Annotated in this window: 11 protein-coding genes; 5 read left to right on the forward strand and 6 right to left on the reverse strand. The window is 42.8% G+C overall.

Annotated features, from left to right (window positions below; all coding sequences use genetic code 11):
• Positions 1 to 326 precede the first annotated feature (326 nt).
• Complete coding sequence (locus HWQ47_RS17260; RefSeq protein ID WP_269967300.1) at positions 327 to 1,721, forward strand: SLC13 family permease; 1,395 nt, start codon at positions 327 to 329, stop codon at positions 1,719 to 1,721.
• A gap of 56 nt (positions 1,722 to 1,777) precedes the next feature.
• Here HWQ47_RS17260 and HWQ47_RS17265 read toward each other — a convergent pair whose 3' ends face one another.
• The 6 genes from HWQ47_RS17265 to pspA all read right to left on the reverse strand — a co-directional run bounded on the left by HWQ47_RS17265 (position 1,778) and on the right by pspA (position 7,149).
• On the reverse strand, positions 1,778 to 2,956 hold the full coding sequence (locus tag HWQ47_RS17265) for a trans-sulfuration enzyme family protein (protein ID WP_269967301.1): 1,179 nt from the start codon (positions 2,954 to 2,956) through the stop codon (positions 1,778 to 1,780).
• 107 nt (positions 2,957 to 3,063) lie between these two features.
• Positions 3,064 to 4,161 carry a TIGR01620 family protein gene (locus HWQ47_RS17270; RefSeq protein ID WP_269967302.1) on the reverse strand — a complete coding sequence of 366 codons (1,098 nt, stop codon included), beginning with the start codon at positions 4,159 to 4,161 and terminating at the stop codon, positions 3,064 to 3,066.
• A gap of 66 nt (positions 4,162 to 4,227) precedes the next feature.
• The gene (locus tag HWQ47_RS17275) at positions 4,228 to 5,682 is read right to left on the reverse strand and encodes a YcjX family protein (protein WP_269967303.1); all 1,455 of its coding nucleotides are present in this window, start codon (positions 5,680 to 5,682) and stop codon (positions 4,228 to 4,230) included.
• A 49-nt stretch (positions 5,683 to 5,731) separates the two neighbouring features.
• Positions 5,732 to 6,130, reverse strand: coding sequence for an envelope stress response membrane protein PspC (pspC, locus tag HWQ47_RS17280; RefSeq protein WP_269967304.1), 399 nt, complete (start codon positions 6,128 to 6,130; stop codon positions 5,732 to 5,734).
• Positions 6,131 to 6,199: 69 nt separating this feature from the next.
• Positions 6,200 to 6,427, reverse strand: a complete 228-nt coding sequence (pspB, locus tag HWQ47_RS17285; protein WP_269967305.1) for an envelope stress response membrane protein PspB — start codon at positions 6,425 to 6,427, stop codon at positions 6,200 to 6,202.
• A 26-nt stretch (positions 6,428 to 6,453) separates the two neighbouring features.
• Positions 6,454 to 7,149 (reverse strand): phage shock protein PspA, encoded by a 696-nt coding sequence (gene pspA, locus HWQ47_RS17290; RefSeq protein WP_269967306.1) that lies wholly within the window; start codon positions 7,147 to 7,149, stop codon positions 6,454 to 6,456.
• Positions 7,150 to 7,327: 178 nt separating this feature from the next.
• Between pspA and pspF the strand changes: the two genes are divergently transcribed.
• From pspF to HWQ47_RS17310, 4 genes are all read left to right on the forward strand, one after another.
• Complete coding sequence (pspF, locus tag HWQ47_RS17295) at positions 7,328 to 8,404, forward strand: phage shock protein operon transcriptional activator (RefSeq protein WP_269967307.1); 1,077 nt, start codon at positions 7,328 to 7,330, stop codon at positions 8,402 to 8,404.
• 85 nt (positions 8,405 to 8,489) lie between these two features.
• Positions 8,490 to 10,133, forward strand: a complete 1,644-nt coding sequence (locus tag HWQ47_RS17300; RefSeq protein WP_269967308.1) for an ABC transporter substrate-binding protein — start codon at positions 8,490 to 8,492, stop codon at positions 10,131 to 10,133.
• Positions 10,133 to 11,164 carry an ABC transporter permease gene (locus HWQ47_RS17305; protein WP_269967309.1) on the forward strand — a complete coding sequence of 344 codons (1,032 nt, stop codon included), beginning with the start codon at positions 10,133 to 10,135 and terminating at the stop codon, positions 11,162 to 11,164. Before HWQ47_RS17300 ends, HWQ47_RS17305 begins: the two co-directional genes overlap by 1 nt.
• Positions 11,151 to 12,041: an ABC transporter permease subunit gene (locus tag HWQ47_RS17310; RefSeq protein ID WP_269967310.1), complete on the forward strand. Its 891-nt coding sequence runs from the start codon at positions 11,151 to 11,153 to the stop codon at positions 12,039 to 12,041. The genes HWQ47_RS17305 and HWQ47_RS17310 overlap by 14 nt, the downstream gene beginning before the upstream one ends.
• The last annotated feature ends 3 nt before the right edge of the window (positions 12,042 to 12,044 follow it).

Raw genomic sequence — 12,044 nt, forward strand, 5'->3', positions numbered from 1 at the left:
ATGTAGACCAGAGTCTCAAATCGCGCCAATATTTGAGCGGCGATACCAACTTACAATCAAAACATCGACATGGATCACGTTGCCACACTTTGAGACAATTTCATTTTTATCAACAAACAGGTCGAGTTGGTCAACTTTGAAGTTTAATAAGATCTTATTAGGATCAGATTTTTACGCTCTAGTCACGGAATGAGCATTTATTAGCACTCGATCACACTTCCACCTTAGATTTTAGTCATTTAGCGACTCTAATAAATATTTTGTTGATAGGGGGCATTCAGCTAATGTGACAAGGCTAATAATAAAAATGATTAAAGGACTGACAAATGTCGATAGAACAAACTGAAGGTACATTAGTAACCCCTACATCTGATAATACACATAGAAAAAAACAGCTTATTCTACTCTCTAATATCATACTCTTTTTTCTTCTCTATAATTTCCTCCCGTTCGATCAAGGTATCAATACCGGCTTTTCTGTGCTGATCTTTATCGCGATTCTTTGGCTCACAGAAGCCATACACATCAGTATTACCGCCATCTTAGTGCCTATTCTCGCCGTAACTTTAGGTGTTTTTGAAACTAAAACAGCAATGAGCAATTTTGCTAATCCAATTATCTATCTCTTTTTTGGTGGTTTTGTACTTGCTGCGGCGCTGAATCATCAAGGGATTGATAAATTAATCGCCCAAAAGGTGTTAACAGCCTCAAAGGGAAAACTCAGTCTTGCCTGTCTATTTTTGTTTGGCACTACCGCACTGCTTTCAATGTGGATAAGTAATACAGCTACGGCTGCGATGATGCTACCACTGGCTTTAGGCATACTGCACCAACTCGACTTTACAAAACATAAGAGCACCTATCTGTTTGTTTTGTTGGGCATCGCTTACTCAGCTAATATTGGCGGAATAGGCACACTTGTAGGCAGTCCACCCAATGCCATTGCTGCCGCACAAGTTGGCCTGAGCTTCAGTGACTGGTTAGTGTTTGGCATACCCACTGTCGCCGTTATGCTACCTAGCATGTTAATCGCGCTTTACCTGTATTTTAAACCTGATTTAAGTGTCGTGTGTGAGTTAACTCACACAGAAACAAAACTTAATTTTCAAGGAAAATTAACCTTGTTGATCTTCTTTGCTACCGTATGTTGTTGGATTTTCAGTAGACCACTTTCACAAGCTCTGGGGGGGATCGCGCAATTTGATACTATCGTAGCGTTAGGATCTGTCGTCTTGCTTGCTGGTCTAGGACTGGTAAAGTGGAAAAAAATTGAGAGCACAACGGATTGGGGAGTTTTGATCTTATTTGGCGGCGGCTTAACCTTAAGTGCTATCTTAAAAGAGACTGGCACCAGTGTCTTCTTAGCTCATTGGGTCACCGATATCTTTGGTAACTCTCATATGGCCTTGTTCACTTTTGCGGTTATTTGCTTTGTCGTCTTGTTAACTGAGTTCGCCAGTAATACCGCCAGCGCAGCCCTCTTAATTCCGGTTTTTGCTGCTATCGCCGAAGCCTTAGGTCTGTCACCTGTAATGCTATCTGTATTAATTGGTATCGCTGCATCCTGCGCTTTTATGCTTCCGGTTGCTACGCCACCGAATGCCATTGTTTATGGTTCTGGCTATATCAAACAGTCAGAGATGATGCGGGCTGGCGTGATCATTAACTTCATCAGCATGATTGTACTGTATATCATCGCCCATACATTCTGGACTTTTTAATCCTGAAAAAGAAACCGCGCCTTAGGGCGCGGCTTTAACTTCAAAATAATAGCTCGTTACACCAAGCTTAAGGCTTTGTCTAAATCAATAATCAGATCGTCGACAGCCTCTAACCCTACCGATATACGTAGCAGGTTCTCACTAATCCCCGCAAGCTCCCTCTCTTCCTCAGAGTAAGTTGAGTGCGTCATTGAAGCTGGATGTTGAATAAGGGATTCAGCATCACCCAGACTTACGGCAATCGAAAAAAGGGTTAAACTATTGATGAAAGCGAGTGACTGTGCCATTCCTCCCTCAAGTTCAAACGCGATCACTCCTCCTGCTCTTTTCATCTGTGTGCCGAGTAAACGGTAACCACTGTGTCCTTCTAAGCCCGGGTAGTAAACCTTAGTGATCTTTTCATGGTTCAAGAGAAACTGAGCCACACGCTCAGCATTATCACAATGACGTTCTAACCTGACATCTAAGGTTTTCAATCCACGTAAAATCAACCAGGCGTCATGGGGAGATAAAACACCACCTAAATCTTTAAGTGTTTCATATTTAATCTTTTCTATCTGCTCATTACTGCCGCAAATAACCCCTGCGATAACATCGCCATGACCATTGAGATATTTAGTGGCGCTGTGAACAACCAGATCGATTCCGTGTGTTAACGGCTGCTGAAGCAGCGGAGTCATAAAGGTATTATCAACAATACTGAACAAATTGTTTGCTTTCGCTATGGCTGCAATAGCATCTAAGTCGAACACATCAAGGTGGGGATTAACGGGAGTCTCACAGAACAGGACTTTGGTTGTTGGCTTAATCGCATCACATATCGCTGACAGATCATTAAAGTCGACTAATGTAACCTCGATACCAAAGCGTAAAAATTGTGACGTCATTAACGAAAAGGTGCAGCCATAAACTGCCTTTGAAGCCACTAAATGGTCGCCTTGCTGCAAATTAGCTAACAAGGCTGATGATACTGCTGCCATACCCGAACCGGTTGCTGCAGCGGCTTCAGCGCCCTCCAACTCGGCCATCTTACGTTCAAATTCAGCCGTCGTCGGATTACCTAGGCGGGTATATATATAACCAGGTTGCTCACCTGCAAACCTCTTTCCCCCTTGTTCGGCAGTATCAAATACAAATGTGGCGCTCTGGCACAGAGGAGATACCAGTGCACCAGAGTGACATCTGATATGCCCAGCATGGATAACTTTTGTAGCTAACTTCCATTTGTCTTGCATAAATCTCTCCGAGGTCAATCATTCGCGGTTAGTTATATAATTGATGTGAATGAATAACTAACCTTGAACCTTTATTGCCATCGGAGTAAACCAAACTGAAAAATTAATCAATCTCGGTTTGTAAAATCTTTGTTACGAACAGCCCCTTTAGTCATTATTGCTGATGAAAACTCCTTCAGTTCTAATAACAACTCATTATGGATACCACCAAGCTTAGGTTTTGTGCCCTCTTTAAATGAGATTGGCCGACAAAGTGCCATCGCTTGATAGCCTAACCTTGCCGTTAGCAGACCTCCACCGAGTCCCTGTCCCAACCTAGCTGACAACTTTCCTGTCATCTCAACTGAAAGTAGCTGAGTGCCAAGATCCGTTGCTACCTCACTGGCCCCAGCATAGATGATATTGACAATAACGCCTCGGATCAGCTTGATGCGGCTCCAATATCCTAGCTCAATGCCATAGCAATCGGCGATGTTATAAATCATACGTTGATTGCGCCATAAAATAATGGCCATATCCAGTACTGCCAGTGGACTTGCTGCTAACAGTAATGCAGATTCCATTGCAAAGCCACGCACCATTTTTTTAGCTTTTACGTCTCTTTCTGCCAAGACTAACTCATCAAACAAAATAAGCTTTTCAGCATCATTATGCTCATCCCTTATTGTGGATAAATAGGTCTCGAGTGAGATATCACGGGGTAACTTATCAATGATCTTATTGATAAATCTATCAGCTTCACCTGATTGCACACTTTGTGACAATCGGTCACCGATCTGCTGGCTCTCCTCCACAGACTTTAGCCTAACAAGTTTGCGCCACTCACTGACACCGATACCAGTAGCCCATAATGCCAGTACGATCATGACACTAGCGTACAAGCCAAATAGCCAAGGGCTTTCAATCCAAGCATTTTTAAGACCCAGAAAAGTCTCGGTAATCAACAATAAACCTAAGCCAAATAAAGAAAGTTTAGCGAGTAAAGACCAAGATTTCTTGCGTTTAGTTTTATGTTTCATCAAGCCTATTTGAGACTGAATAACATCCGCGATCTCATCATCACTGTCTTGGTGAACACTGCAGGTCTCTGGAATAAACCGCAATTCATCTTCTTCAAAATGCTGAGCACCACGCAATGGGATCTCTACCACGTCCGGAGTCGTTTCAAAACGCTGTGATTTTTTTAAACGGTTATGATCTTCCATTTGTACTCTCAAGATTACGTCAGCAGAACACGAGTTCAGCTGACTTTAGCGACTTACTTTAACTGCTTACGTTAGTTTATCGCCCAAAATATACTGTAGAAGGTGATCCAAGCGGATATGACTGAAGTCGGCCCCTTCTGTTTCAGTCTCGATAACAGGAGGAGCAAACTGTACAAAATCAAACCCTTGTGAATCCCAAAACTCACCTTTAGGCAGGTTTTTAGGCACTTCTCCTGGATAGACGGTCACAGACTGACCTGTTAACAATTCACGACCGTGCACCACTTCAATCTCAGCATTTCCCGACTTGACCATGGCATGTTGGGTCGCTTTAATGGCGCTTATAGCCATGACTTCAACGTCACACCCTTCAAACTTTGCTTGTTTCTGGCTCTGTTTTACCAATTGGGTCAACAATGAAAGTACATTGCCCTGTTGATCTCGGGTGACATGATCCACCTTACTGGCAGCAAATAAAAGCTTATCGATCCTTGGAGAAAACAAACGCTTTAACAGGTTCGACTGACCAAACTTAAAACTTTCCATGATCCCATTCAAGGCTTGAGTCATATCATCAAATTGCGCTTTACCTCGATTGAGTGGCGTAAAACAGTCGACTAATAAAATTTGACGATCAAATTTAGCAAAATATTCTTTATAAAAAGGGGTGATCACCTTAGATTTATATTCATTAAAGCGGGTTGTCAGCACATGGTATGCTGTACTCACATCACCTTGCTCATATGCGGCTAACACCTCATCCGTTTTTCCAAATAGCGGAAAAAATGCCAGCACAGGTGCATCAACTAGTTCACCAGGCAGTAGCATTCGTCCTGGTTGAGCATAATAAAATCCATGATTATTAACACTATCTAAAAGTACCTGCTGATATAGTCCTGCCAGTTGCTTTAATTCAGCTTCATCAGCTTTGGCACTGAGATCGAGTGCGGCTAAAGCCTCAGCAAAAGCGGGATAACAACTCGAACGTGTTAGTATTTGTTCGCGCTGGCTTTGTGTCATCGACCACTGCCGATAAGACTGTTTTAACATCGGCAGATCGAGTAACCATTCACCGGGGTAATCAACAATATCCAGATACAAGGTCGCGTTATCGGTGAATTTTGCCAATATTCCCTTTTGGGGTTGATAACGGATAGCGAGTCTAAGTTCACTAATACTACGGGTTGAGGCCGGCCATTGGGGCGGAGAAGATCGTAATGCCTTCATTGCTTGTTCGTAATCAAAACTGGCTACCGTTAAATCTGGTTGTAGATCCCGCTTAACACCGTATAAACGATCTTCACGACTCACCTGCCACAAAGGTAGTTTATTGTTTTCCCCTGTCAGACCTGAATTGAGTAGTTGATCCACAAGCCCGGTAATAAAAGCCGTTTTCCCTGCGCCAGAAAGCCCGGTGACAGCCAAACGAATATGTCTGTCCGAGGTTCTATGGGCAAGTGCTTTAGTGGTTTGAGAGACTTGTTTACTTAACTTAGAGAAAGAGCGGTTAATACGACTCATAGACTGCGCTTAAAAGTTATCTGGGCGGAGTGTCCGCCCATTGGAGTGATTAAAGATTATTTATCTCTTGTTTAAGATCGAAGTTATCAGATGTGACATGTCGTTCCAGCTTTTGCAGTCTTTCCTCAAGGCCGCTAAATTTTTCACTGACATCACGAAGCGCCATCTTAGCAGACTCTCCCGCTTGCCAAACTTTCTTCTTAATTTCGATATCTTTATGTGCTTTAGCATCCGACTTTTCAGTACCTGGCTTGGCATCCAATATAACCCACAATAAGATGTAGATAAATAGTACGGGTCCGCCACCGCCTAAAAGAAAGATAGATGCCGCAGCAACACGCACCAGCCAAGGTTCAAAATTAAAGTAATCGGCTATTCCTGCACAGACACCAGCAATTTTACCTGACTGGGGGATACGATATAAGGTACGGCCATTTGCTTTACTCATCTCAATTCCTCCAATTTAGCTTGCGTTTCAATGAATGGGACTTGTAATGATGTCATAACCAAGTAATGGTTACTCATCACGTGTCCTCCATTGCGGGGTTTCAGTGTCTAAAATCGCTTCCAATGTATCGATACGTTGCGCCATTTTATCGGCTCTGGTAATTAACTCATTTAGTTGTGTATACTCTTCTTCAGTAAGGCCCTGGCTCACTTGACGCTTACTGCGGTAGTGAAGTATCAGCCATATAGGGGCCACGATTATCAGAAAAATAATAATTGGGGCTATTAAAATTTCCATGTTCTTAGCTCACCTCTGAATGGTTACTATTTTGTTGTGGTTTTAGTTTTTGCCTTCGCTTTATCAGCATTCAGCTTTGCTTTCAATGCTTCAAGTTCAGCTGATATTGAATCTTCAGCTTCTAACGCTGCAAACTCATCCTTCAGAGTTTTCTGGTTACCCAAGTCATAGGCATCAACCTGAGATTCTAAACCTTCAACACGACGCTCATATTGCTCAAACTTGCTCATCGCATTATCAATTTTGCTCGAATCTAACTGCTTCTTTACTTCTAGACGTGAACTTGCAGTCTGCTTGCGCATAATGATGGTTTTTTGGCGAGCTTTAGCATCAGCCAACTTATCTTGTAACAGATTAACTTCCTCTTTAAGACGGGCTATCTGCTCCTCTACAACCACTAGCTCTTGCGATAATGTTGTAGCAAGCTCAGTGGCTTTTTGCTTTTCGATTAGCGCCGCTTTGGCCAAATCTTCACGATCTTTCGATAATGCTAACTCAGCTTTACTCTGCCAATCTTGAACTTGCTCCTGCACCTTAACGATACGACGAAGTAGTTCTTTTTTCTCAGCGAGTACTTTAGCTGAAGTCGAACGAACCTCGACCAAAGTATCTTCCATCTCTTGGATGATCAGACGTACCATTTTTTCAGGGTCTTCAGCCTTATCAAGTAATGAACTGATATTTGAATTAATGATATCTGCAAAGCGAGAGAAAATTCCCATAATACTATCCTCAAAATTAATGTTAGTGTCGTAGAGTTTAATCCACTTTCTATGCCAACTTTACATAACCAACACAATACAATGACTTAACCAATATATTAACTTTTTCTTTCTTTTATTAACAGAGGGGATTATTATAATTTTCACCAACTATTAGCGTTAAAGACTAAAACTTACTGTGCCAAATCAATTTCAGCAAGATAATCTTATCGGTCAATCCAATGCACTATTAGAAGTGCTAGAGCATGTTTCTCAAATTGCCCCTCTGTCTAAGCCAGTGCTTATTATAGGGGAGAGAGGAACAGGTAAAGAACTTATCGCAGAACGACTGCACTTCTTATCTAAACGTTGGGATCAGAGTTTTATTAAACTCAACTGTTCCTCGTTAAGTGAGAACTTACTCGAAAGTGAACTCTTTGGCCATGATGCAGGTGCATTTACTGGTGCGAGTAAGAAACATGAAGGCCGCTTCGAACGTGCTAATGGTGGTACACTTTTTCTCGATGAACTCGCCAACACCTCCGGCTTGATCCAAGAGAAGCTACTTAGAGTGATTGAGTACGGTGAATTTGAGCGTGTCGGTGGCAGTAAAACAGTACGGACAGATGTCAGACTCATCTGTGCAGCCAATGAAGATCTGCCTTCTTTAGCCGAAGCTGGTGAGTTCCGTGCCGACCTACTCGATCGTCTAGCCTTCGATGTGATCACCTTACCACCACTACGGCATCGCAAAGAGGATATAAAGCCACTGGCTGAATACTTTGCAATAGGCATGGCCAGACAGTTAAAAATGCAATTGTTTGAAGGCTTCAGTTATTCAGCAATGCAACAACTCATGGATTACCCTTGGCCGGGAAATATACGTGAACTAAAAAATGTCGTTGAACGAAGTGTCTATCGTAATGCTGAAACTGAAACGGCCATTGAAAACATTATTCTTGATCCATTCGCATCTCCATACCGTCCAACCACTAGAATTAAAACCATAGAGCGGCAACAATCACAGACCAAGATTGAAGCTAACAGTGTACAAACTGGAGCTAATACCGAACCTGCTCAAGCCTGCTCCTCTTCATTACCTCCTCAATTCCCCCTCGATTTTAAAGAACATTGTGAAGGGCTTGAGATCACCTTACTCAAGCAAGCGTTAGAGGCTGGTCAATATAATCAAAAGAAAACAGCTGAGCTGTTAGGCCTGAGTTATCACCAACTACGAGGAATATTAAAGAAATATAACCTGCTGGATAAGGCATGAGGTGTTTTTATACTATAAGCACATTGCTCATCTGTTGGCTGCACTGTTAAAATGGTTTCCTAAGTCCAGAATAAATGAATATTTAATGAGAATGCTGATAAAGCGTCTATCTCGATACGCCACGGTCACTTGCCTGGGTATCATCGCAATGGGATGTGGTCCCCAACGAGTGCCTCCTGGTTTGGTCTATTGCTCAGAAGGAAACCCGGAATCTTTTAACCCTCAGTTAGTAACCTCCGGAACCACAGTCGATGCGACATCACACCAGATTTACAATGGACTGGTCGACTACGATGCCAAATCAGGTCAGATTATCCCTTCCCTCGCCACTAAATGGCATATTAGTGAGGATGAACTTACCTATACATTTACTTTACGAAAAGGTGTGAGCTTTCACCAATCGAGAGATTTCACTCCAAGCAGAGCGTTTAATGCCGATGATGTACTTTTTTCTTTCAATCGAATCATTGATATAAACCACCCTTATCATTTCGTTTCAAAGACAGGTTATCCTTTCTTCCAAAGTATCGGTTTCGACAAGCAAGTCAATCTCATTGAAAAGATTTCAGACAATCAGGTCGCTTTCCATCTTAACAGCCGTGATGCCTCATTTCTCTCGAACTTAGCCTCTGGTTTTGGCGTTATTTTATCTGCGGAATATGCACAGGTACTAGCAAAGCGCGATGAAAAAGACAAAATTGATAGGCTACCGATTGGTACTGGTCCATTTCAACTCAGAAAATATGTGAAGAATGAATATATTCGTTACCACAGACATGAGCAATATTGGCGCACCTTGCCAAAATCAGAGATGCTGGTTTTTGATATCACCCCTAAAAGTACCTCTAGATTAGCAAAACTTATCACCGGAGACTGCAGCGTTTCAGCACTTCCCAAAGCGGGAGAGTTAGCCGTTGTCTTAGCCCATGATGAGTTAGTCATAGACTCGCAACCGGGCTTTAACGTCGCTTTTTGGGCCTTTAATACTCAAAAACCACCTTTTGATGATGTGAGAGTAAGAAGAGCCTTAGCTCATGCCATTGATAGAGAAAATATTTTACGTGTCGTCTACCAGAAAACAGCTGTCAAGGCGATGGGGTTACTGCCGCCAATGTCTTGGGCATACTCAGAAAATAAACCCATTATCAACTTTGATCCTCAAGAAGCTAAGCGTCTTCTTAAAGAAGCAAACGTGACCAATCTAACCATCGATATATGGGCGATGCCTGTCGCCCGAATTTACAACCCAAATGCTCTAAAAACCGCAGAATTAATTCAAGCCGATCTGGCTAATATTGGCGTAAAAGTTAATATTGTCAGCTATGACTGGAGTGTATTTAACCAAAAACTAAGCCAGCATAGTTATGATTCTGTGCTCATAGGCTGGACAGCAGATAATAGTGATCCCGATAATTTCTTTACCCCTATTTTAAGTTGCTCGTCGGTGACCTCTAGCAGCAATCGCTCTCGTTGGTGCCATCACGACTTGGATCTGATTTTAGCCCAAGCACGTTCTACAACAAACATAGAGGAGCGTAAGAAGTTCTATCAAGCAGCAGAAGCCATTTTTGCGTCACAACTTCCTATGCTCCCACTCGCTCATGCAACAAAGCTTGCGTTTAAACGTAAGGGGGTGACAGACATGAAGTTAACCCCCTTCGGTGGGATCTCATTCACAGGCGAGCAAACAGACGCGGTTCCAAATAGGCCGAAAGAGGATCTAAAATAATGTTAAGTTACCTGTTACGCAGACTTAATCTGTTTTTAGCTACTTCATTAGTATTATTTACTGTCTTGTTTATCGTTACTAACCAATTCCCGGTTGAACAAAGATTCGCACTGACAGGCATACAGTCACCTAATGCACAACAAATCGCCCAAATAGATAGCGAATATAATCTTGATAGCGGCGTATTTAATCAATTTATCGCCTATCTACAGCAAAGGCTCAGTGGCAACCTTGGTATTTCAACAACCTCCCAACGCCCTGTCGCCGACGAACTGGCATCAGTACTTCCAGCCACGTTTGAATTAGCTACCGTATCAGGGACTCTGGCGCTAATATTAGGCTTACCTCTGGGTATTATTGCATCGTTAAGTCGGCATAAGATCACCCAACATACCATAATGGCAATAACATTAACCGGTTACTCAATACCCGTATTTTGGCTAGGATTATCTTTATCACTATGGTTCGGGGTTGAACTGGGTTGGTTACCCATCTCCGGACGACTGAATCTTCTGTATGAAATAGAACCTGTCACAGGTTTTGTTTTGATAGACACCTTAATATCCACCTCCCCTTACAGTACTTCGGCATTTGTCGACGCTGTATTGCATATTATTCTTCCCGCTATCACGCTTGCAGTTTTACCTTTCACGGTTGTTGTTAGGATCACTCGCACTGCTATGATGACGATTATGGATAAGACCTATATTAAAGCAGCCGAGGCCAGAGGTTTGCATACTTCCCGAATCGTGTTGCGCCATGCGTTGCCAAACGCAGTGATCCCAGTGATAAAAAGTTTAGGCTTAATGTTAGGCGCTTTTGCCAGCTATGCCATGGTCGTCGAAGTCATTTTCGCTTGGCCTGGTGTGGGAGCCTGGCTCGTGTCGGGAATATATCAGCGTGACTATACGGTGATCCAAGGTGGTGTTCTCGCAGTGGCCTTGATCATCATCTTCCTCAGCATCATGATAGAAGTGTTACACACCAGCATTAATCCGCTCAGTAGGAAAGAACTCTATGCCTCAAATTAAGATCTATCAGGGAGATGAAATTCCATCGCCAATGCGCAAGATCTGGTACACCTTTGCTGACAACCCATTTGCTTTTGCTGGTTTATGGGCCGTAGTGGGCATTTTATTACTCGCTGTATTTGGTCCTTTTATTGCCCCATATTCAGCTGAACACCAAGACCCTCATGCGCTATTATTGGCACCATCTTGGGATGCCGCGGGGACAGTTGAACATTTTTTGGGTACAGATGATCTAGGAAGGGATATTTTTAGTCGGCTCCTTCATGGCGCGCACCTCACCTTTGGTGTGGCACTCGGGATAGTATTAACCTCTCTTGTGATCGGTTTTATAATCGGTTCAATTTCAGGCATGATGAAGGGGCTAAAATCGAGTATTTTGAGCCATCTTCTCGATGCCTTACTCTCTATTCCTTCTCTCCTAATGGCCATCTTAGTTGTCGCAGTGATGGGGCCAGGACTTGAGAATGTGTTTTGGGCCGTTGGTATAGCACTCACACCGCAATTTGTTCGTGCTATACATCAAGCCGTACATGAAGAACTTCAAAAAGAGTATGTCAAAGCCGCCAAGTTAGATGGAGCAAGTCCAATTCAAATATTTTGGTATGTCATCATGCCAAATGTCTGGGATACGGTTATCATTCAAACCACATTAGGGATCTCTGCCGCTATTTTGGATATTGCAGCATTGGGTTTCCTAAACTTAGGCGCCCAAGCACCGAGTCCAGAATGGGGCGCAATGGTTTCACAAGGGGTGGATAATATTTTAACCGCCCCGTGGACAGTGACAATTCCAGGTGCTGCTATTTTATGTAGTGTCCTTGCCATTAATTTAGTCGGTGACGGCTTGAGATCGGCACTATCGCCGATCAATAACTAAGTC

The organism is Shewanella sp. MTB7 (assembly GCF_027571385.1).
In the GTDB taxonomy this organism is placed as follows: domain Bacteria; phylum Pseudomonadota; class Gammaproteobacteria; order Enterobacterales; family Shewanellaceae; genus Shewanella.